General features: G+C 31.8%; 22 protein-coding genes. 16 read left to right on the top strand and 6 right to left on the bottom strand.

Annotation, left to right across the window (positions count from 1 at the left end; genetic code table 11):
* The first annotated feature begins 17 nt into the window (after positions 1-17).
* The 7 genes from GSY47_RS10040 (at position 18) to GSY47_RS10010 (ending at position 8916) form a co-directional block, all read left to right on the top strand.
* Positions 18-521, top strand: coding sequence for a hypothetical protein (locus GSY47_RS10040; RefSeq protein WP_179001968.1), 504 nt, complete (start codon positions 18-20; stop codon positions 519-521).
* 218 nt (positions 522-739) lie between these two features.
* Positions 740-2365, top strand: coding sequence for an LVIVD repeat-containing protein (locus tag GSY47_RS10035; RefSeq protein WP_179001970.1), 1626 nt, complete (start codon positions 740-742; stop codon positions 2363-2365).
* A 181-nt stretch (positions 2366-2546) separates the two neighbouring features.
* On the top strand, positions 2547-5078 hold the full coding sequence (locus tag GSY47_RS10030; protein ID WP_179001972.1) for a PIG-L family deacetylase: 2532 nt from the start codon (positions 2547-2549) through the stop codon (positions 5076-5078).
* 114 nt (positions 5079-5192) lie between these two features.
* Positions 5193-6914 carry a sodium:solute symporter gene (locus GSY47_RS10025; RefSeq protein ID WP_179001974.1) on the top strand — a complete coding sequence of 574 codons (1722 nt, stop codon included), beginning with the start codon at positions 5193-5195 and terminating at the stop codon, positions 6912-6914.
* 29 nt (positions 6915-6943) lie between these two features.
* Positions 6944-7372 carry a hypothetical protein gene (locus GSY47_RS10020; RefSeq protein WP_179001976.1) on the top strand — a complete coding sequence of 143 codons (429 nt, stop codon included), beginning with the start codon at positions 6944-6946 and terminating at the stop codon, positions 7370-7372.
* Positions 7373-7637: 265 nt separating this feature from the next.
* A complete protein-coding gene (locus tag GSY47_RS10015; RefSeq protein ID WP_179001978.1) occupies positions 7638-8240 on the top strand; it encodes a hypothetical protein in 603 nt (200 codons plus the stop codon).
* Positions 8241-8289: 49 nt separating this feature from the next.
* Positions 8290-8916, top strand: coding sequence for an MCP four helix bundle domain-containing protein (locus GSY47_RS10010; RefSeq protein ID WP_179001980.1), 627 nt, complete (start codon positions 8290-8292; stop codon positions 8914-8916).
* A 224-nt stretch (positions 8917-9140) separates the two neighbouring features.
* Here the strand turns inward: GSY47_RS10010 and GSY47_RS10005 are convergent, their stop codons facing one another.
* The 5 genes from GSY47_RS10005 to GSY47_RS09985 all read right to left on the bottom strand — a co-directional run bounded on the left by GSY47_RS10005 (position 9141) and on the right by GSY47_RS09985 (position 12854).
* Positions 9141-9983 (bottom strand): DUF2911 domain-containing protein, encoded by an 843-nt coding sequence (locus GSY47_RS10005; protein ID WP_179001982.1) that lies wholly within the window; start codon positions 9981-9983, stop codon positions 9141-9143.
* Between the two features lie 71 nt (positions 9984-10054).
* Positions 10055-10717, bottom strand: a complete 663-nt coding sequence (locus GSY47_RS10000) for an HAD family hydrolase (RefSeq protein ID WP_179001984.1) — start codon at positions 10715-10717, stop codon at positions 10055-10057.
* A gap of 119 nt (positions 10718-10836) precedes the next feature.
* A complete protein-coding gene (locus GSY47_RS09995) occupies positions 10837-11550 on the bottom strand; it encodes a tRNA threonylcarbamoyladenosine dehydratase (RefSeq protein WP_219071250.1) in 714 nt (237 codons plus the stop codon).
* A 57-nt stretch (positions 11551-11607) separates the two neighbouring features.
* On the bottom strand, positions 11608-12255 hold the full coding sequence (locus GSY47_RS09990) for a TatD family hydrolase (RefSeq protein WP_179001988.1): 648 nt from the start codon (positions 12253-12255) through the stop codon (positions 11608-11610).
* Positions 12255-12854, bottom strand: a complete 600-nt coding sequence (locus GSY47_RS09985) for a DUF1684 domain-containing protein (protein ID WP_179001990.1) — start codon at positions 12852-12854, stop codon at positions 12255-12257. Before GSY47_RS09985 ends, GSY47_RS09990 begins: the two co-directional genes overlap by 1 nt.
* Positions 12855-12953: 99 nt before the next feature.
* Here GSY47_RS09985 and GSY47_RS09980 point away from each other — a divergent pair, with 99 nt between their 5' ends.
* From GSY47_RS09980 to GSY47_RS09940, 9 genes are all read left to right on the top strand, one after another.
* Positions 12954-14171 carry an MDR family MFS transporter gene (locus tag GSY47_RS09980; RefSeq protein WP_179001992.1) on the top strand — a complete coding sequence of 406 codons (1218 nt, stop codon included), beginning with the start codon at positions 12954-12956 and terminating at the stop codon, positions 14169-14171.
* Between the two features lie 165 nt (positions 14172-14336).
* On the top strand, positions 14337-14705 hold the full coding sequence (locus GSY47_RS09975) for a BlaI/MecI/CopY family transcriptional regulator (protein ID WP_091498878.1): 369 nt from the start codon (positions 14337-14339) through the stop codon (positions 14703-14705).
* A gap of 6 nt (positions 14706-14711) precedes the next feature.
* Positions 14712-16400 (top strand): M56 family metallopeptidase, encoded by a 1689-nt coding sequence (locus tag GSY47_RS09970; RefSeq protein WP_179001994.1) that lies wholly within the window; start codon positions 14712-14714, stop codon positions 16398-16400.
* A gap of 12 nt (positions 16401-16412) precedes the next feature.
* Complete coding sequence (locus tag GSY47_RS09965; RefSeq protein WP_008468912.1) at positions 16413-16781, top strand: BlaI/MecI/CopY family transcriptional regulator; 369 nt, start codon at positions 16413-16415, stop codon at positions 16779-16781.
* Positions 16782-16790: 9 nt separating this feature from the next.
* On the top strand, positions 16791-18647 hold the full coding sequence (locus GSY47_RS09960; RefSeq protein ID WP_179001996.1) for a M56 family metallopeptidase: 1857 nt from the start codon (positions 16791-16793) through the stop codon (positions 18645-18647).
* Between the two features lie 26 nt (positions 18648-18673).
* Positions 18674-20107: a serine hydrolase domain-containing protein gene (locus tag GSY47_RS09955; RefSeq protein ID WP_179001998.1), complete on the top strand. Its 1434-nt coding sequence runs from the start codon at positions 18674-18676 to the stop codon at positions 20105-20107.
* Between the two features lie 46 nt (positions 20108-20153).
* Positions 20154-21587: a serine hydrolase gene (locus GSY47_RS09950; protein ID WP_179002000.1), complete on the top strand. Its 1434-nt coding sequence runs from the start codon at positions 20154-20156 to the stop codon at positions 21585-21587.
* A gap of 80 nt (positions 21588-21667) precedes the next feature.
* Positions 21668-21811 carry an SsrA-binding protein gene (locus tag GSY47_RS09945; RefSeq protein ID WP_091498870.1) on the top strand — a complete coding sequence of 48 codons (144 nt, stop codon included), beginning with the start codon at positions 21668-21670 and terminating at the stop codon, positions 21809-21811.
* 54 nt (positions 21812-21865) lie between these two features.
* Positions 21866-22711 carry an EamA family transporter gene (locus GSY47_RS09940; RefSeq protein WP_179002002.1) on the top strand — a complete coding sequence of 282 codons (846 nt, stop codon included), beginning with the start codon at positions 21866-21868 and terminating at the stop codon, positions 22709-22711.
* Positions 22712-22772: 61 nt separating this feature from the next.
* On the opposite strand, the gene GSY47_RS09935 is transcribed toward GSY47_RS09940, so the two are convergent.
* A complete protein-coding gene (locus tag GSY47_RS09935; protein ID WP_179002004.1) occupies positions 22773-23327 on the bottom strand; it encodes a fasciclin domain-containing protein in 555 nt (184 codons plus the stop codon).
* Positions 23328-23358: the final 31 nt, after the last annotated feature.

Below are 23358 nucleotides of genomic sequence, written 5' to 3'. Positions count from 1 at the left end.
ATAAAAAAATAAAAAAGATGAAAACGATAAAATTAGCAATCGCCGGATTATTTCTAATGGTTGCAAGCGCCACGCAAGCCCAAGTATCGATAAACGTAAACATAGGAACTCCTCCAGCTTGGGGACCTGCAGGATATACAGATATGGAGTATTATTATCTTCCTGATATTCAAGCTTACTACGATGTACGTGCAGCTCAATTCATCTATTTTGGAAGAGGAAAATGGGTAAGAACAACTTACTTGCCAAGACAATATAGAAATTATGATTTGTATGGAGGTTATAAAGTAGTTTTAACTGATTACCATGGTAGAACCCCTTACGTTTACTATGATCGCCATAAAGTAAAATACTACAAAGGATATCATGGAGCGCCTCAAAGACCATACAAACCAAGACCAGTATATGGTTACAATGATCACAGGGATCACAAACATTATGACAAACATGACAAGCACCGTGATAAACATGATGATCGCCGCCATCACGATGACCGCGATCACGGGCATGGAAGAAGATAATTGCTAAACAACTAATTTTCAGCACAAGAGAGTATCACAAAAATGATACTCTCTTTTTTTTACATTTTTTGTTTTGATTTTTTTTCAAAAGATTGTAATTTTAGTATAAATCACTATTAAACAAGTGTTTAAATTGTCTAATTTTAAAAATTAACCTTTGTTTAATGTGATTATGATATATATTTGCACCGAATTTCTAAAACTCAAATCGAATCTTTATGAAAAAGAATGTTTATTTGCTTTCATTTTTAGCAATGTCCCTATTAATAGGCTGTGACAGTAACGATGATAACAAAAACAACAATCAGTCGTTGGACAACATTACGATTACTTCTGATCAAAACACTTTAAGCCAAAGGCTTGATTACACCAATTCTGGAGTAATTTCGATCGAAAACGGTTCTCAGACAGGTAAATCTGCAGAGAATACTGTTACCAATTTTCCGCTTGTTCAAATTGCAGAGGTAAAACCTCCAGTTGACGCTAACGGAAGAACTTTACAAGCCAGTCATGTTACGGTAAACGGAAACTATGCTTATGTTTCTTATATCACTAGAGGTGATGTTTATTCTGGAGCAATTGACGTGATTGATGTTACTGATCCTTACAAACCTAAGTTGGTTACATCTGCTTTGATTCCAAATACAGATATTACTTCTCTTACTTATACTAACGGAAACTTAATTATTGGTGCTGCAAAAGATATAGACAAAGATCCTTTACTTAAAAATAATCCAGCTGTAGTTTATAACATGCCATTAAGTTCTGGTCTTCTTACGGATAAAACTACTGCAAATTACTTAGAAAGCAGAGTCACTACAGATGTAGCAGCTAATACTAATGATTATTTTGCTGTTACTGGAGATAACGGAAGTTTGTTTAAAATGAGTGCTTCAACAAAAGCCATAACAGGTAAAGTTGCTGTGGCTGATTTACGTTCTATCGCTTTAACTTCTGATAAAGTGGTTACTTTAAGCGGTACTAAAGGTGTTAATATTTACAATCAATCTACACTTGCTTTACAAAAAAGTTTTGCGACATCTACAGATGTAAGCGGTGCAAAAAGAACAATGGATATTGACGGAACAAAACTTTTAGTTTCTGAAGGCCCTAATGGTCTTGGTGTTTATGATATTAACAGCGGTTCAAAATTGCAGACTATTGCAATTCCAACTGCTGCTGAAGATAATGTTACGAATGCAGTTTCTGTAAATGATGGTTATGCTTTCCTTGCTAATGGAGCATTAGGATTAAATGTTTATCAATCAGGAACACAATTAAGCTTGTTAGGTTCTTTAGGAATTGCTGGCTCATCAAACTATGTTAAATCTAGTGGTAATTATATTTATGTTGCTAGCGGAACAGGCGGTTTAAAAATCATTAAGATGGAAAAACCAAATACTACATTTGCAAGCTGTTCTTCATATCCTGTTTACAATCAAGGCAAAGATTTGATTTTAAATTCAAATGACATTAAATCGTATCAAGGCGCAACTGCTATTAATTCGGCTATTATTAATTCTGGAGCTGTATTAACACACTGTGGCTCTATTGCAATTTTGAATAATCTAACTTTAAACAGCGGTGGTACTTTTAACATGAGAGGAAGTTTATCTCAAGGTAAATATCAGCAATCAAATCCAACTCAACTAATTATTAACAGCAATGCAACATTACAAGTAGAAGGTTCGGTTGTAATTTGGGGAGATCTGTTATTAAACAGCGGTGCTAAAATTAATTTCATCGGTACAGGTTCTTCTATTACAATTTACGGAAAAGTTACTAAAAATAGTGGCGTAACCATTACAGGAAATTATACTGATACAGAAAACAAATTGAAATAACATTTCGTTTATTTCAAAATCAAAATACAAAAGAGCCGTTAGAACACATCTAACGGCTCTTTTTATTTTATTCCTTCTCAATTTAAGGTACAATTATTGTGCGTTAACATTTCATTTAAATAATCTTCCATAAAATAATTAGTATTTTTGGGACAATTCTAAAAACACCTAACTTTTAATCATGCGAAAAATACAGGTACAAATCTTTCTTTTATTTTTTATAGGTTTTCAGATTTCGTTTGCACAGCAGCCTCAAAAACCAAGTTCAGTTGAAATTTACAATAAAATCAAAAAATTAAACTTTTTGGGTTCCGTATTATATCTTGCTGCACATCCTGATGATGAAAATACCAGAATGATTTCGTATTTGGCCAATGATATGAATGCGAGAACGGGTTATTTGTCTTTAACTCGTGGTGATGGAGGTCAGAATTTAATTGGATCACAATTACGCGAATTATTAGGAGTTATAAGAACTCAAGAATTAATTGAAGCTAGAAAAATAGATGGCGGAGAACAGTTTTTCTCTCGCGCCAATGATTTTGGTTTTTCTAAAAATCCAAATGAAACCTTAGACATTTGGGATAAAGATAAAGTCTTAGCTGATGTGGTTTGGACAATCAGAAAATTTCAGCCAGACATTATAATCAATAGATTTGATCATCGCTCGCCGGGAACAACACACGGTCATCACACTTCTTCTGCAATGTTGAGCGTTGAAAGTTTTAAACTAACAAATGATCCAAAAGTTTATCCAGAGCAATTGAAATACGTAATGCCTTGGCAGGTAAAAAGACAATTTTTTAATCCGTCTTGGTGGTTTTATGGCAGTCAGGAAAAATTTGATGCAGCCAATAAATCAAAATTTACCAAATTAGAAACTGGTGTTTATTACACTGGAATCGGGAAATCGAATCAAGAAATTGCCGCTTTGAGTAGAAGCCGTCATCAATCACAAGGTTTTGGAAGTACTGGAGTTCGTGGTGATGAAACAGAATATCTAGAATTGATTAATGGAGAAACGCCAAAAGACCGTGATAATTTATTTGACGGAATTGATACAAGTTGGAATCGTGTCAAAAACGGAAAACCAATTGGAGATTTAATCGCTCAAATCATTTCAAATTATAATTTCAGTAATCCTTCTGCAAGTATCCCAGATTTAGTTAAAGCCTATTCGATGATAGAAGCTTTGGAAGATACCCATTGGAAAACAATCAAATCCGAAGCAATCAAAAGCATCATTGCTTCATGTTCTGGTTTATATCTTGAAGCGGTTTCAAACGAACAGGAAGCGACTCCTGGAAGTACTATCAGATTAACTCTTGAAGCTATCAACAGATGTTCGGTTGATATGCAATTAGTAAGTATTACAACATTGCCAGACAATAAAACGACTGTTCAAAACAGTGTTTTAAAAAACAACAGCGATCAAAAAATTAATCTTCAGTTGCAGCTTCCAAATACTATTGAATATACACAGCCGTATTGGTTAAAAGAAAAAGCAACTGTCGGAATGTACACGGTTTTGAATCAAGAAATTATTGGAACTCCAGATATTATAAGAGATACTAAAGTTGTTTTTAACGTAAAAATTGCTGGTGTTGAAATTCCGTTTGAACGAACAGTTGTCTACAAATACAATGACGGCGTTAAAGGAGAAATGTATAATTTCTTGGATATTGTTCCAGAAGTTACGACTTCAATTTTAGAAAGAGTTTTGATTTTTAGAGACACTAAAAGCAAAATGATTCCAGTAAAAGTTCGTGCTGGAAAAGACGAGGTAAAAGGAAATTTACAATTGGATTTACCAAAAAGCTGGAATGTATCTCCAAAAGAAATTCCGTTTACTTTGGACAAAAAAGGAAATGAACAGATTTTTTACTTTGAAGTAACACCACCTGTTAATCCAGAAGAAGTTACTGCTAAAAGTATTGCAACAGTTGACGGCAAACGTTTTGATAAAGATCAGACGATTATTGATTTTCCTCATATTACTAAACAAATGGTTTTAAAACCGGCTGAATCAAAATGCATCAGAATTGATCTAAAAACTTCAGAAGATGCGATTGCTTACATTATGGGCGCTGGCGACGAAGTTCCTGAAAGTTTAAAACAAATGGGATACAAAGTTTCAATTTTAAAACCTGAAGAAATTACGCCAGAAAAATTAGATTCATTCAGTACTGTCATTACAGGAGTTCGTGCTTACAATACCGTTAATGCTTTAGCTAACAAACAAAACATTCTTTTCAATTTTGTAAAAGGTGGTAAAAATATGATTGTACAATATAATACAAACGGAAGATTGGTCACTGATAAAATCGCGCCATATCCATTAAAATTATCGAATGATCGTGTAACCGAAGAAAATGCAAAAATCACTTTCTTAGCACCAAATCATCCTGTTTTAAATACGCCAAATAAAATCAGTTCTAAAGATTTTGAAGGCTGGACACAAGAACAAGGTTTATACTATCCAAATGAATACGATCCTGCCTTTACTCCTATTATTTCGTCTCATGATAAAGGAGAATCTGCTAAAGATGGCGCTTTATTAGTCGCTCCATACGGAAAAGGATATTATATTTACACTGGTTTAAGTTTCTTTAGAGAATTGCCAGAAGGAGTTTCTGGAGCTTATAGATTATTATCTAATATTATTTCGCTAAAACAACCTCTTGAAGCTCCAAAACAAGATATAAAGCAATAAAATATGGAAACCAAAAAACAAAAAAAATGGAAGAAAAGCTATACCTATGTTTTGGTCGCTAATGCAATCTATATTGCTATTTTCTTTTTAATCATGCAATTATATTCATAACCTATGCAGCTATTTGACTGGATCGTACTTATTGTAACTTTATTATTTATTGTTGGATATGGCTCGTGGAAAACCAAAGGAAGTAAAAATGTTGAAGATTTCATTTTAGGAAACAACGAAACACCTTGGTATACGGTTGGTCTTTCTGTAATGGCTACTCAGGCCAGCGCAATTACCTTTCTATCAACGCCAGGACAAGCTTATCATGACGGAATGGGTTTTGTGCAATTCTATTTCGGATTGCCAATTGCTATGGTTGTGATTTGTTTAACTTTTATTCCGCTCTATCATAAAAGCAAAGTTTTTACCGCCTACGAATTTTTAGAAAAGAGATTTGACGTTAAAACACGTTCTCTTGCAGCTATTTTATTCTTGGTTCAAAGAGGTTTAGGAACTGGATTAACTATTTATGCGCCAGCGATTATTTTATCTGCGCTTCTCGGCTGGAATTTAACTGTCATGAACATTATTATCGGTGTAATGGTAATTATTTATACTTTTTCAGGAGGAACAAAAGCCGTAAACGTAACACAAAAACAGCAGATGTTTGTGATTATGTCCGGGATGTTTATCACCTTCTTTTTGATTCTTCATTATCTTCCAAATGACATGACTTTTAACAGTGCGCTTCATATTGCTGGAGCAAATGATAAAATGAATATTGTAGATTTCTCTTTTGATCCTGAAGAAAAATACACCATTTGGAGTGGTATTACTGGAGGTTTCTTTTTGGCACTTGCCTATTTTGGAACAGATCAATCGCAGGTTGGTCGTTATTTATCTGGGAAATCGGTGCGTGAAAGTCAGATGGGATTAATCATGAACGGACTTTTAAAAGTTCCAATGCAATTCTTTATTCTTTTGACGGGAGTTATGGTATTTGTATTTTTTCAGTTTAATCCTGTGCCTTTAAATTTCAATCCAAACAATAAAGCAACCATTGAAAAATCAGCTTTTAAAGGAGAATACCATAATTTGGAAGAGAAGTTAGTAAAACTTTCGGAGGACAAAAAAGTAATCAACTTACTGTATATTGATCAGCTAAATCAAGATTATGACAATCCGATTCTTCGTAAAGAATTGGTAGCATTGTCTAATAAAGAAAAAGATCTTAGAGAAAAAGCCAAAGAAATTATCCTGAAAGCCGACAGCAACTCAGAAACCAATGATAAAGATTATGTCTTTTTTCACTTTATCCTAAATTATCTTCCAAAAGGACTTATCGGATTATTATTGGCCGTGATTCTTTCTGCTGCTATGTCATCAACGGCTTCAGGATTAACGGCATTGGCTTCTACAACAGCAATTGACATTTACAAAAGAAATGTAAAAGGCGAAAAATCTGAAAAGCATTATCTAAATGCAACAAAGTTTTTTACGCTGTTTTGGGGAGTTGTAGCCATTCTTTTTGCCTGCGTTGGTACTTTGTTTGAAAACTTAATTCAGCTTGTAAACATTATTGGTTCTATCTTTTACGGAACTGTTTTAGGAATCTTTTTAGTTGCATTTTATTCTAAAAAAGTTCAGGCAAAGCCAATGTTTATAAGTGCTATTATCAGCCAGCTTACCATTTTTGTGATTTATTATTTTATGGTTTACAATCAGGAAAAACTGGGTTACTTATGGCTGAACTTTATTGGAGCTATTTTAACGATTGTATTAGCAGTAGTATTGCAATTTTTATTTTTTAAAGGTAAAAATGACCTATCCACAATTGAAGAATAATTAAATTTATAAATTTAACATTGTAGCAAATGACAAAAGAAGATTTTTTATTTCATTTACAAGGAGCAAGTTTTGTGGCTCTTAGATTTGCTGAGCGCTATGTTAAAGATAAATTAGTTACAGATTTTAAGTACAATTTAATTCTTACCGTTGCAGGTAATATTGATGGTTCAAATAAATTTGATATTTATCCTGAAGAAAATGACATTATAAAACTTGATTTAACAGAAATTGAAGTTGTTGATTTATTGTATAGAAACAATAAAATTCCGATTTGGATTGATATTAGTGTTTTAAAATCAAGTAGAAAAAGCACCACTTTTAATCTATTATGTTCAGGAAAATATTCCAATGATAAAAATGATTATTACTATAATCAAAATGGTTCAGGTCCCTTTGGAGTTAAAGGTCCAAAATTTCCAATTAATTATAAGGAGGGTAAAAAATTTAAATTATAGATCGTTTATTATTCGGTCAATCTTCTCTAAATAATCCTAATACCCTAGCCCTGATGGAAACGACATCCCTTTGTGCTAATCCCGATAGCTATCGGGAGGCACAAAAGATATAGAGGACAGGATGAATAAGATTCTTTAAAATCATATACTAAATCCAGAAATAATTCTTCTTCAATTGTAAGTAAAAAATGCTATTTTAGTCGTACGAAAAATAATCTTAAAAAGATTATCCAAAAACAACCTTCAACCAAACCAAAAGTTGTTAATGAAAATTTCAGACGATTTAGAAAAAATGTTGCCGTTTGGCTATCTCTTTCTCATTATAATGGGTATTTTTAAAGATAGCATTCAATATTACCAGCTAGGAATAAATATTTTGAAATTCTCTACTTTCATGGATATTTTAATAAGTCCTTTAGCTTATTTGACCTCAAATGTAATTATTTTAATTACCATAATTTTTTTATTCATTGGGCACTATAATCTTCCAAAGCTTCTTGTAAAATATGATCATAATCCAACTGTTCAAAAGATGTTCGAACTAAAATCTGTCAAAAGTTTTTCGTTGGAAGAGAAAAAAAGATATTATAATAATATTGCTTTAAAAACACTGGCGCTTGTACTTATGTCATTCTTTATCGGAACGGGAATGGCTGGTGGTTATTTTATTTCTCAACGTATCGAAAAAGGCACTTTAGATTACAATTATAAAATCAATTTTAATGATGAAAAACCACAACAAGTAAATCTTATTGGAACAAACAGTCTATATTATTTTTATGTTACAAAAGGAGAAAAACATATTAAAATTGCTCCAATTGGTTCTATTAAAAATGTTGAGTTAATTTATAAAACTTCGAGCCAGTAAAGCTTTAAGTTGGTTTCCATTAGTTTTTATTTACTAAAAATCGAGCATTATGAAAGATTTAAAAAAATACAGCAATAAGACAAAAGCTGCTTTTGTTCTCTTAATTGTAATGCTTCTAATTTTATTAGGAAACTTTAATACGCTTCAAAATTCTAAAAATGTTAATGATAATATCAATGCCATTTATAATGATCGTTTGGTTGTAGCGCATTATATTTTTCAATATTCCAAACAACTTCATTTTATCAAGGCTGAAGCTGAAAAACTGAACCTAAGCGATAATACAAGAAGAACTGAAATCATTCATACTTTAGACATCGTACATAATATTGATGATCTCTATACCAAAACAGTACTAACAAATAAGGAAAAACAATATTTTGACGCTTTTTTACTTTCTTGCAAAGAAATTAATAATCAGGTTGAAAATAAGAGTTGGAGAGAAATTGTAAATACCAGCGAAGAAGCATTAAAAACTTTAGAATCTTTATCACAGATCCAAATTGAAGAAGGAAAAGCAAAACTTGCAGCTGCCAATGCAATGTACAGCAAGAATAACAGTATAGGCCAATTACAGATTGCTTTACTTATTATTCTGGGTGGCATTACATTCTATCTTTTAATAAAAAAAATTAAGAAAACAGTTAAAATTCCCGAGCCTCCTAGTTTAAATTAAAATTCCGATTTTTATAAACGCCAAATTTCAAAAATATAGGAGCTTAAAAATTTAACCGCAAAGCACGCAAGTTTCTTTTAATATGCTCGCTTATTAAAAAACGTAAAGTTCGCAAAGCTTTGTCAAAAAAACTTTGCGAACTTTACTTGCTTTGCGGTTAAAAAAAAATCCCAAAACCCGAAAGCTTTGGAATTTGGTATTTTATAATTGAAAATTTAAAAAACTTATCTGCTCCACTCAGCGATACTATCTTTGTTCAATTTAACGTAATCAGCATTATTTGCTGCCTCAGCAGCCGCTAGAGAAGCTTTTGCTGTTTCGATTGCTCCTTTTTTATCTCCTTGTTTTGCTTGAATCAAAGATTTTAATCTCGAAACATAATAAGGTTTATCTGAACTCATGTCCAAAGCTTTATCTACGTAAGTTCTTGCTGTCTCAATATTTCCGTTTGCTTGAAATAAATATTGAGATGCTGCAAAATAATCGTTCCAAGTTGGACCAGCAAGAGCTTTATCAATGCTTGCTGTAGCAATTTTCGCAGTTGGAACTTCAAATTTTAAAGCTACATGAGAGTTTTCCCAAGCCATTTCTAAATAACCAAAATTTGGATCTAAACCATTAATTCCTATTGTAAATGTCTCAACTGGAGTTGGTAAGGCATCTTCTTTTACAGTAGTTTTTAAAATAACATAGTTTTCATTCCAGTTTTCTGGTAATCCCCAGTTATCTGTAGAAAGATAGAAGATAACATCCCAGCTTTCAATTCTAGGCACTGTATAAATAGCGTATTTTCCTTTTTTTAATGTTTTTCCGTCGATTACTACATCGTCACTAAAATTAATGATTGTATTTTCGTTAGCTCCAGTTCTCCATAATTTCCCAAAAGGAACTAAATTTCCAAAAACAGCTCTTCCTCTTGCTCCTGGTCTTGAATACGTAACTTCAACATCCGTTAAACCAACAGTTTGTTTAATATATCCTTTAGGACTCGCTTGCGGCGTTTTTACTTGTGCTTCTGATGCTAAAGGCGCTAAGATCAGTGCGAAAGCAATAAGTAGTTTTTTCATTCTTTTTACGTTTTTTATTTTATTCAAATTTACAAATTCAATTACCGAACAAATGTTAAATTTTATATAATTCAGGCTTTGATCTGTGATATTTTTTGTGCATTTAATTCATTAAAATGATTTATAACCAAGTCAGCTTGACTATAATCTTGAAGATTCGAATGTTGACTTCTGTAACCTACACAATAAATTCCTGCTGCTTTTGCTGCTTTTATTCCATTTGTACTATCTTCAATTATAATACAATTTTCTTTTGGCGCAATAGATAACGATGCTGCATGATTAAATATTGCCGGATTTGGTTTTGATTGTGGGAAATCTTCACCGCTTACAATATGCGTAAAATACTGATGCAGATTAAATCTGGTAAAAACGCGATCAATAGTTACTTTTGAGGCTGAAGAGGCCAAAATTAGTTGTATTCCGTTGTGGTATAAGTCTTTTATCAAATCTTCTACTCCATCTAAAAGATATAAATCTTCTTTCGTATCAAAAGCATCATTGAAGATATTTCGCTTTCGCTGAATCAAATCTTCCACTTCCTGCTTTACAGATGGAAAATAACCTTTCAATGCCTGAAATGTATTTCGAGTAGAAAATCCTGTAAAAGAGGTATACATTTCCTCAGGCACTTCTATAGTTAATTCTGAAAATTGTAAATAATAAGCATAACGATGAACGGGTTCTGTGTCTACAATAACACCATCCATATCAAAAATTACTGTTTTAATCATTTTTCTTTAAGTTTCTGAGATTCTGAGATACTAAGATTCTAAGTTTTTTTTCCTTTGACTTTTTAAAAGTTATTCTAAATACTAAGTAAAACTCTTAGAAACTTAGTCTCTTAGCGCCTTTATTTAGCAAGCAAATGTCTAATCACTGTTTCTGCGGCGTGTAAGCCAAATAACCCTGGCATATAGCTGTTTGTTCCGTAGAAAGATTTTTTAAAGTTTTTCCCGTCGGTTAATTTTAAACTTTTTTCGTCTTGGATTTCAGAAGAAAAAACCACTTTTAGTTTATTGATTTTGGCTTCTTTTAAACGCTTGCGGATTGTTTTTGAAAAATAACAATTGATTGTTTTCGAAATGTCTGTTACTTTTACTTTTGAAGCCAGCATTTTTCCACCAGCTCCCATACTGCTGATAATTTTTACTCTTTTGCGTTTAGCGGCAATAATTAAGTTTAATTTTGGTGTAATACTGTCGATACAGTCTAAAACATAATCGAATTCTGGAGAAACAATTTCGAAAGCACGTTCCGGCGAAAGAAATTCTTGAACTCTTGTTAGCTTCAACTCTGGATTTATATCCATTAAACGATCTCCAACAATTTTAATTTTTGGCTGTCCCACTGTTGAATGTAAAGCGGGTAGTTGTCTGTTGATATTAGTAATATCTACAACGTCTCCATCTACAATTGTCATATTTCCTACTCCTGCTCTTGCTAAAAATTCTGCTGCAAAAGATCCTACTCCGCCTAATCCTACTACTAAAACATTAGATTTTTGCAACTTTTCTAATCCTTCTTTTGTAAATAAAAGCTCAGCTCTTTCTGTCCATTCTGCCATATAGTATTGTTTTGTTTTTTATTTGTTTGTTTTAAAATGGTTTTAAGTTTCATGTTTTCAAACCATAAAAACACTTCTATAATTACTTGAAATAATTTCTTTTAATTCTTTATTATCTAAATCTTTGTATTCAGAAGCAATCTTGTAAACCTGTTGAATTGTCTCTTCCATTGTATCCGTTTCTAAAAAGAAAAGATTATTTGGAATGCTTTGAAAAACCGTTTTTAAATCTGGATTCTTCAATAAATATTTTCCAAAAGAAATATAAAATCCCGCTGTAATTAATTGGGATGCAACTTGTATATTCTTTGAAAAGCCATGAATAATCATGGGAACTGAAATTTTCAATCTTTTCTTAATTTCAATTACTTCTTGAAAAGCGGCTACACAATGTATAACAACAGGTTTCTTGAATTTTTCAGCTAAAGCTAATTGCTTTTCGAAAACAGAAATCTGCAAATCTAACGATACTTCAATTCTTTTATCTAAACCGCATTCTCCTATTGCTAGACAATTTTCAGTTTGGAGTTTTTCTTCAATAATTTTTAAATCTTCATTTATTCGGCTTTCATCAATATACCATGGATGAATTCCGATGGAATAATATGGAATTGAAGAATCAAAATCCTTTGGATATTGATTCACCAATTCTAAAACATTTGGTTGATTGGTAAACTGATGTGTATGAAAATTGAAGTATTCCATTAATGAAAAGTCTTTACTCCTGCTTTAATTTCGATTTTTAAATCATTTTCTAAAGGCACAAGCGGGCAAGAATATTTATAATTGTAAGCACAATACGGATTGTAAGCCTGATTAAAATCAACAGCAATAGTATTTCCTTTAGGAATTTCTAAATCAATATAACGACCGCCTATATAACTTTGTTTTCCTGTCGTTAGATCTGAAAAAGGTAAAAAAAGATGATTCTTATATTTTTCCTGTACAATAAGATCCAAACTTTGGTAAACGGCAAGCTGAAAAGGTTTTCCGTTTATTTTAAAATTTAGAGTGCCGTATTTTATATATTTTGGAGTGCGAGTCCCAGAAGTTTTCATTTCAAAAACTTTTCCGCCTTTCGCTTTTACTAAAGTTGCATTTACAAAATAAGTGGCAGAAATAGGAAAAAAATCCAAACTCTTAAAAGTTTTCAAATCTTCATCCATTAACGGACTAGTCTTAGGATCAGCATATTCTGAATTTAGTTTCTTCTGGAATTTTTCGGCTTCACTTTTACTGAACTTTTGTTGGCCAAAGCCAATATTAAAAACCAACAATAAAAGCAGGGCGTTTAGAGTTTTCATCTTAGAAATTTTCTGCAAAAATAGTTCAAAAGTAACAAAACAACAACCACTTAACGAGACAAAGTTTACTAACTTTGTGACGATAATCTATCACACACAATGCTTAAAAACATTTTTACCAATTACATCAACAACTTTAGAGGATTTACAAGAGAAGTTTGGATTCTGGCTACCATTACATTCATCAACCGTGCAGGAACAATGGTACTTCCTTTTTTATCCAAATATTTAAAAGAAGATCTTCATTTTACATACAATCAGGTTGGATGGATTATGGTTGCATTTGGATTTGGATCTATGCTGGGTTCCTGGCTTGGTGGTAAACTTTCAGACAAAATTGGATTTTATAAAATCATGATTTTTAGTCTTTTTACTAGTGGGGTTTCACTTTTCTTTGTTCAATATATTACCACATTCTGGGCATTATGTGCTGCGATGTTTGTCTTGATGACAATTGCAGACATGTTTAGGCCGGCCATGTTCGTTTCTTTAGGCGCTTACGCGAAACCAGAAAACAGAACTCGTGCTTTGACTCTTGTTCGTCTTGCAGTAAATTTAGGTTTTGCCGCAGGGCCTGCACTTGGTGGATTGATCATAATGGGAATAGGTTACTCTGGTCTTTTTTGGGTTGATGGAGCCTCCTGTATCATTTCTATCTCGATTTTTGCATTATTGGTAAAAGAAAAGAAAAAGGCAGATCACGGCGATAAGACCGAAAGTGCAGTTCAAGTAAAATCAGTCTTTCATGATAAGATTTTTTGGGTTTTCTTGTTTGTAAGTTTCATAACGGCTATGATTTTCTTTCAACTGTTTACTACTTTACCTTTATATCATAATGAGAAATTTGGCTTAAGCGAATTCCAAACAGGATTATTAATGACATTAAACGGGCTTTTAATTTTTAGTTTAGAAATGCCTACAGTCGGTTTTTTAGAAAGAAAAGCCTATCCGAAAATCAGAATCATTATTGTAGGTTCTTTTATCATGGCGTTGAGTTTCTTTTTATTATTAATTAATTTCTGGGCAGGAATATTAGTTGTGAGTATGGTTTGTATTTCTATTGGCGAAGTTCTAACCTTTCCCTTTTCGAATGCTTTTGCTCTCAGCCGTGCACCACGTGGACAAGAAGGCCGATATATGGCCCTTTATACTATGAGTTTCAGCTTGGCTCATATTATTAGTTCTAAATTAGGTTTTGAAATTATTACTCGTTTTGGTTATCAAATCAACTGGTTATTTATGGCTTGTATTGGTGTCATAGCAACTGGATGTTGTATTTGGATTAAAAATACTTTAATTACCGAAAAAGCTTCTTAGCAACTTTTAACTTTTTAAATTACTAGAATTCAATTTATTACATTTAAATTTGAATCAATTTGTAGCGTCTTAAATTCAACCTTAACTTAATTTTTAGTTAAATAACTATTTTTGTAGTTGCGTAACTAAAAAAATAGTTGTAGGTTTGAATTAAAATTAGAGAAGATGCAGAAGTTAACCAACAAAGAAGAAGAAATTATGATGATTTTATGGAAGCTTAAAAAAGCTTTTGTAAAAGAAATTCAAGCAGAGATAACGGAAGACCAGCCACATTACAACACATTATCTACTATTGTGCGTAATTTGGAAGAAAAAGGATATGTATCGCATAATGCCTTTGGAAATACACATCAATACTTTCCTGTTGTAAAAATAGAAGACTACAGAAAAGGATTTATGAAAACAGCAATTGATAATTACTTTAACAGCTCGTATAAAAGTATGGTTTCATTTTTTGCTAAAGAAGAAAAAATTTCTGCCGACGAATTGCGTGAAATTTTATCAATGATCGAAAATAAGGACAAAGAAAAATAATTTTCTATGGAAGCAGTTTTCATTTATATAGCCAAATCAGCTGTTTTAATGCTTTTATTTTATTGCGTTTACTTTTTTTTACTGCGCAGGGAAACATTTTTTAACAGCAACAGATGGTTCTTACTGTCTGGTTTGATTATCTCATCAATTTTACCAATATTGAGTTATACAAAGGTTATATGGATTGATGTTGCTCCTAACTTAAATTCTAATATTCAATCGGCATTACTATCAGCTCCGGAAAAGCAAAGTTCAGACAATAATTGGAGTTTTATAATTTTAGGACTATACGTAATTGGCTTTCTTATTTTTCTTTTAAAATTGGCAGTTGACTTTTACAGTTTAAACTCTATCATAAAAGGAAAAAAAGTAAAACAGCAAGCAGATTTTAAATTCATAGATACCGAAGAAAACATTGCGCCTTTCTCCTACTTCGAATATATTGTTTACAACTCATCACTGTACACAGTTACTGAATTAGAGAATATCATTGAGCATGAAAAAGTTCACAGCGATCAAAATCATACTATAGATGTGTTGATTTCAAGGTTTTTCAGTATCATCTTTTGGTTTAATCCAATCGTTTGGCTTTACAAAAAAGCAATTAGTCAAAATTTAGAATTTATTGCAGATAGTGAAGCTTCTAAAAAACTAGCGGATAAAAAAGCATATCAGTACACGCTTTTAAAAATAACAACACACGAAAATTGTGTTGCAATCACCAATCATTTTTATCAATCATTAATCAAAAAACGAATCGTCATGTTAAACAAAAATCAATCAAAAAAGAGGAATTCATGGAAGTATTACGTTGTAATTCCGGCATTAGCAGCTTTTGTTTTATTGTTTCAAATTGAAGTAATTGCAAAAGAGAGACCACAAATTGTAAATGAAAATGAATCAAACATCAAATCTGTTGATGTTTATAAAATTCGTAAAAACTCAACAGATGCAGAATTGAACGAAATCAAAAACAATTTACAAAAGAATCATAATATAAAATTTGAAGCTTCTGATGTTAGGAGAAATTCTTCTGATGAATTAACGTCAATTGTAGTTGATGTTACAAAAGGAAAACAGCGCGCAAAATCGGTACAATCTTCAGATAAAGCTATAAATGAATTTGGAGTTCTTGTTATCACTTATAAAAATGGAGATAAAAAAATCGGAATTCAAACAATAAATGATTCAAATAATAAAGAATCAAAAGTTGCTTTAAGTAAAGGCATTACATCTGTGAATGTAAATACTGATAAAAAAAATGATACTAATTCACCATCTTCAGATTCACACATTATCATTACTAACAATCCAAACTCTAAAACCGATACCCATGTCAACATTAATTCTTCTACTAGTACAAAAACTAACAGTAATACTAATACAGATATTAGCACTGTTGTAACTACAGATTCAGACAGCAAAACAAGTACTAAAATAACTATTGTTGGCGAAAAAAGTAATATTGCATTTTCAAACTCTGCTAAAAAAAATAAAGCTGAAGGATCTCCGCTTGTAATTATCGATGGAGAAGAAATGCCTGCTAATTATGACTTAAAAAGAATTGACTCAAAACATATTGAAGCGATTAATGTTTTCAAAGGAGAGGATGCTATTAGTAGATATGGAGAAAAAGGTTCTAATGGAGTAATTGAAATTGAACTCAAAGTAGGAGATAAACACACTAAATATTAATAAAATATCACAATGCAAAAACTAACCAATAAAGAAGAAGAAATCATGCATATTTTATGGAAGCTTAAAAAAGCTTTTGTGAAAGAAATTCAAGCAGAGATTCTAGAAGACCAACCGCATTACAATACTTTGTCTACAATAGTTCGTAATCTGGAAGAGAAAGGTTATGTTGCGCACAATGCTTTTGGAAATACACATCAATATTATCCAGCAGTAAGTATCGAAGATTACCGAAAAGGTTTTATGAGTACAGCAATTGACAACTATTTTAATAGTTCTTATAAAAGTATGGTATCGTTTTTTGCCAAAGAAGAGAAAATTTCAGCAGACGAATTACGAGAAATCTTAGACATGATCGAAAATCCAAAAGAAGGCAAATAATTAAAAACTATGGAAGCACTTTTCATTTTTATCCTAAAATCAAGCGGGTTGTTAGCAATGTTTTATTTTGCCTACATCATTTTATTACGCAAAGAAACATTTTTTAACAGTAGTCGATGGTTTCTAATTGCAGGTTTGATTACTTCTGTTGTATTGCCTTTTGTAGTTTACACAAAAGTAGTCTGGATTCAGCCAGCACCAGTTGTTCCTGAGCCAGTTTTTGTAAAAACAGCTGTTGAATCTACTCCTGTTAATATTCCTGTTAGTACTCATGATATAATTTCATACAAACCTCAATCTATTTCTACTGTAATGGAAGAAGAAAAAGGTTTTGAAGTCAATTGGAATTTGGTTTTAATCGCTGTTTATGGTATTGGTTTTAGTTCTTTTATGCTAAAATTTCTACTTGATTTTTACAGTTTAAACTCTGTTTTAAAAGGAAAAAAAGTTAAACAGCAGGAAGATTTTAAATTTATAGATGTAAATGAAAACATAGCGCCGTTTTCTTATTTCGATTATATAGTGTACAACTCATCACTTTACACTTCGGCGGAATTAGAAAATATTTTGGAACACGAAAAAGTACACAGTGACCAAAAGCATACTGTTGATGTTTTAATTTCGAGAATCTTCTGCATCCTGTTTTGGTTCAATCCAATTGTATGGCTTTATAAAAAAGCAATTCTACAAAATCTTGAATTTATTGCTGATAGTGAAGCTTCCAAAAAGATATCGGACAAAAAAGCCTATCAATACACGCTTTTAAAAATCACAACGCATGAAACATGTGTTGCAATCACCAATCATTTTTATCAATCATTAATCAAAAAACGAATTGTCATGTTAAACAAAAATCAATCAAAGAAAATGAATTACTGGAAATATTATGCCGTAGTTCCTGCTCTTGGTGCCTTTATTCTTTTATTTCAGATAAAAACGATTGCACAAGAGAAAAAACAAGATTTAACTGTTGTACAAAAAGATACGGTTAAAGACACGCAAGAAATAATTAAAATCACAAAGAATACGACTGATCAAGAATTACAAGCGTTAAAAGCAAAATTAAAAGCAGATCATAATCTTGATGTTGAAGTATCTGATGTAAAAAGAAACTCTGAAAAAGAATTAACTGCCATTCAAATCCAGACAAAATCAGATTCTGGGAAAAAACAAACTATTAAAATTGATGGAGACAAAGCCATTAAAGACTGTGAACTTGCAATTGGAATTGATGAAAAAGGAACAAAAGCTATTGTAATTAGCAGTGATAAAAATTTCAAAGCACCAATGATGATCAGAAACGAAAGAGTTATTGTTCGTAATTTAGGTGATTCAGATGTTACACCTCCTACTCCGCCAACGCCACCTACTTTTCCTTCTGGACCAATGCCTCCTGCTCCAGCAGTTGACATGTCTAAAATGCCGAAACCACCAGTTGCTCCTAAGAATCCAATGGACAAAGTTGCGATGAGTAAATTTGAAAAAGAAATTGAAGCATTTCAAAAAAAGATGGAAACATTTCAGCCAGATATGGCAGCTTACGAAAAACAAATTGAAGCTCTTATGTCTCAAAGAGAAGCTATTTATGAAAAAGAAATGGAGAAGTACGAACTAGCAATGGAAAAGTACAACGAAAAAATGGAGAAATTCAATTATAATTTCAAATTTAACTTTGGAGATGATGCTGGTATTTACGAAAGAGATATGAAGCAGTATGAGCAAGACATGAAACAGTATGAACTTGACATGAAGCAACATGAAAAAAACATGAAACAACATGCTAAAGATATGAAGCAACACGCAAAGGATATGAAAGAGCATGAGAAAAATATGAAAGTAATGGAAAAAGAGAATAAAAAGGCTTAAAAGCCGAGCAACTACATATCAGCTACATGAAAAAAATATTTTTTACTGTATTGTGTTCACTCGTTTTCCTATTTGGTTTTGGCCAAGATAAAATAACAGAAGGAAAAATCGATGCTTATTTAAAAGAAGTAATAGAAGTAAATGAAATTCCAGGTGCCGCTGTTGCGGTTATCAAAAATGGTAAAATAATTTATGAAAAATATTTTGGAGAATCTTCTTTAGAAAATCAAAAACCAGTGGATCAAAACACTGGTTTTAGACTTTTTTCTACAACTAAAATTATAACTAATGTTGCGATTTTTCAGTTAATTGAAAATGGAAAACTTAGTCTTGAAGATCCTATTTCGAAATATCTTTTCAATCTTCCAAAAGAATGGCAAGATATAAAAGTTGGAAATCTATTATCACATTCTTCCGGTTTACCCAATATTGTTGCTTTTGACGATATTCCAATTTCATTACCTTATGAAAAAAGAATTGAAATACTTGCCACAAAGCCAATGGAATTTATAACAGGAAACGAGTATCGATATAATCAGACAAATTATTTATTTCTGACAAGAATTATCGAAAAAATCACTGGCCAAACTTTTGATGAATATATTTTACAAAATCAGTTTCCGAATGTAAAATCCGGGGTTACTTTTTCTTCTAATATGAATGATGTTTTTGCAAATGGTGGTGTGAGATATACTTATGATGCCAAAACAAAAAAATATCAAAAAGGAAATACAGATTTTGGAAAAGATTCTCATTCTGCAAACGGTATGATAATCACACTTCCTGAATTTATTCGTTGGAATCAAAATCTTGACAAAAATATATTTCTTAAAGAGGATACTAAAAGTTTGATGTGGAAACCATTTAAGTATGCGTCAAATTCTCGAGATTTTGCTTACGGTTGGGAAATTTACAACTCTAATAATACTACATCTTTTGGTTTTACTGGTGGAAATGAAACTGCATTTAGAAAGTTTCTTAAAGATGACATAACTATTATTTTCTTATCTAATGGTCATAAATACTCAGGAATGTATGTACAATCGCAAGTTATAAATCATGTTGCAGGACTTATAGATAGTTCTCTTGTTGATGATCATTTTTTAGCTCATGAAAAAGTGAATTATGATTTTTTGAAACTAGACATTCAAAAAGCCATAGAAAACTACAAAACACTAAAAGCATCACATCCAGAATGGGACTTTGAATACAGATTAAATGTAATCGGCTATACTTTTCTTAACTATGGAAGAATTAACGATGCTATAAAAGTTTTTGAATTAAATTCCAAAGAAAATCCTCAATCTGGCAATGCTTTTGACAGTCTTGCTGATGCTTACTTCAATAATAAGCAATTTGAATTATCAAAACAGAATTATCAAAAAGCATTAGCACTTTCACCTGACAATAATAATGCAAAAGAGATGCTTAAAAAACTCGATGGCATGATAGTTAAATAATTGTCATGAAATTTCTTAAAGCTAATTAAAACCTAATTGAAGAAAAATGAAAAATAAACTATTAATCCTTCTTTTGTTTTTTAGCTTTTCAATTTTAGCACAGCAAAACAAAGTCGAAAGAGACATTTTTATGTCAATGGACAAAACGGCTTCACTTTTAATGAGTAAGTCAAAAGCAAATTCAATTTCTATTGGAGTTGTCAAAAATGGAAAAACTTATACGCGTCATTATGGCGAAATTGATAAAGCAAAAGAAAATATTGCCAATAATAATACTGTTTTTGAAGTTGCCTCTATTACCAAATTATTTACTGGTTTACTTGTAGCTCAGGCTGTGTTGGAAGGAAAACTAAATCCAGATGATGATATTAGAAAATATATTACAGGTTCTTATCCTAATTTGCAATACAATGGAACGCCAATAACGATTAAAGATTTAGTCTCTTTTAGAACAGGTTTTGATAAAGATCTTCCGGACAATGCTGAATTAAGAAAAAACAGAAGTGACAGCAGTTATCTTGCTTTTAAGAAAATGGATGAATCTTATACTCGTGAAAATTTCTTTGAGGATCTTAAAACAATAAAACTAGATACGCTACCAGGAACTAAATTTAAATACAGTAATGGGAGTCTTAATTTGACGGCTCACATCTTAGAAAATGTCTATCAAAAAAGTTATGAAACACTTTTAAAAGAAAACATATTCTCTAAATTAGATATGAGATCAACTGGAATAAATCTAAATCCAGAAGTTGTTGTTGCGAATGGTTATAATCTAAAAGGTCTCCTAATGCCTAGAATTTCAGATAATCTTTGGGGTGCAGCAGGAAGATTAAAATCTACTTTAAATGATTTGACTAAATTCATTGCTTATGAATTGAATACGAAGAATAAAATTGTTCAAGAATCACAGCAAAATCTGCTAAACAGCCCAACAACTTGGAACGGATATTTTTGGGATTATATTCAGGTAGATGAAAATGGAAAAAACTGCTGGAAACATGGAGGTGCATTTGGAACTCAGAATATGTTAATCATTTATCCCGAACGACAATTAGGATTTTCTATTATCGTAAATATAAGTGATGAAAATACCGCGAATGCTTTAGGAGAAGTTGTTATGAGATTATCAAGTGATTTATTAAGTGAGAATAAAAAACAATCTGGTATTTATGGTTATAAACTAATCGGTGACAATGTTGTTTTTACTTATGAACATGACAAAGCATTAAATTCTGACTTGGTAAAAAGTGTTTCAATTGCAGGTTCATTTGACAATTGGAATCCGAATGATGCAAATTTTCAAATGATTAGAAAAAACAAAAACACTTTTGAATTAACAATTCCAAAATCAAAACTTGAAAAAGACAAGACACATTTGTTCAAATTTGTCATTAACAAGACCGGCTGGATAGAAGCTCCTAAAAATGCAATAAATAGAGAAACAGAAGGCGATCAAAACCTAATTCTTAAGATCTAGATTTTCACTCTTTTATACCTCAAAAGACTTTGTTTCAAACACAAAGTCTTTTTTTATATCTTTGCCCAAACAAATCTACTATGTATAAATTTCTAGCCAAACTCAATAAAATACTATTGCCTAGTTTTACCAAACAAGGATTAGACATTGCAAAAGCAAAAAAATGGCAGATGGCAATTATTGGATATCGCGCTTTTGTAACCAAACGCGCGTTAGGCAATTAATACATATACTTTTAGTTTATTAAGCAGAAATCGTTTCTTTTCTGCCAGTGATTTATGAGAAATAGAGAAATAAACCTCCCTCCCGTTCCTGCGGTATTGCTAGCAATTATTAGTGTTCAATGTGGTGCAGCGATTGCCAAAACATTATTTCCTGCAATTGGAGCTGCAGGTACTGCGTCGCTTCGTATCGGAATTTCAGCTTTAATTTTATTGTTGGCATATAGACCAAATTTAAAGACAATTACTCCAGCACAGTGGAAAATCGTAATTCCATACGGTCTATCTTTAGGTGCCATGAATTTAATATTTTACTTTGCAATCGAAAGAATTCCAATTGGATTAGCTGTTACTTTGGAGTTTGTTGGACCATTATTATTAGCAATTGCAGGCTCCAAACGTTTAATTGATTATTGCTGGGTTCTTCTTGCTGCAATCGGAATACTATTGATTGCTCCTTGGACAAATGACCGTTTAGATTCTTTAGGAATTTTGTTTGCTCTTTTAGCCGGAGGTTTTTGGACGGCGTATATAGTTTTAGGAGGTAAAATCTCCAAAATTATGAACGGAGGACAAGCGGTTTCTACTGGAATGCTGTTTGCCGCTATTTTAATTTTACCTTTCGGTTTTCTAGAAAACGGATTAACAAACTTAACACCTAAATTTTTCGGAATGGGAGTTGCTCTGGCGCTTTTATCTAGTGCGATTCCGTTTACTTTAGAAATGAAAGCTTTAGGACAGCTTCCTCCACGAACTTTTAGCATTTTGATGAGTTTGGAACCCGCTGCTGCTTCTATTTGTGCTTTTATATTTCTACAAGAAAAATTGAATATTTATGAAATTTTAGCTGTGGTTTGTGTAGTAATTGCATCTACGGGAAGTACTTTAACAGCTAAAAGATAAAAGCTCAATAAATAGTATTTACTGAGCTTTTATAACTGTTAGATTCTGTTACTTGAACTAATTATTTCTTAGGAAGTAATACCGCATCAACAACATGAATTACTCCATTTGACTGGTTAACGTCTGCAATTGTCACTTTCGATTTATCACCTTTTTCATCTGTGATGTACAAATCTTTACCTTCCATCCAAGCTGTTAAAGTACCACCGTTTACTGCTTTTATGGTTGCTTTACCTTTTCCTGCTTTTATTGCTTTTGCAATAGCAGCCGCACTCCATTTTCCTGCAACTACATGATAAGTTAAAATATTTTGAAGCATTTTTTTATTCTCAGGTTTAAGTAATGTTTCAACTGTTCCTTTTGGCAGTTTATCGAATGCTTCATTTGTTGGAGCAAAAACCGTAAACGGCCCTTTTCCTTTTAAAGTTTCAACTAAATCTGCCGCCTTTACTGCTGCAACTAAAGTTGTGTGATCTTTTGAATTAACAGCGTTTTCAATAATATTTTTGTTTGGATACATTGCTGCTCCGCCTACCATTACTGTTTTTTGAGCAAATGATGTAAATCCGAAAGCCAAAGCTAAAATTGCTACTGCTAAAAATTTTCTAGTTTTCATAATTATTTTTTTTAAGTTATAATGTCATTTA

Origin of the sequence: Flavobacterium quisquiliarum, assembly GCF_019308285.1 — a bacterium.
GTDB lineage: Bacteria > Bacteroidota > Bacteroidia > Flavobacteriales > Flavobacteriaceae > Flavobacterium > Flavobacterium quisquiliarum.
This window is presented reverse-complemented; position numbering and strand designations above follow the sequence as displayed.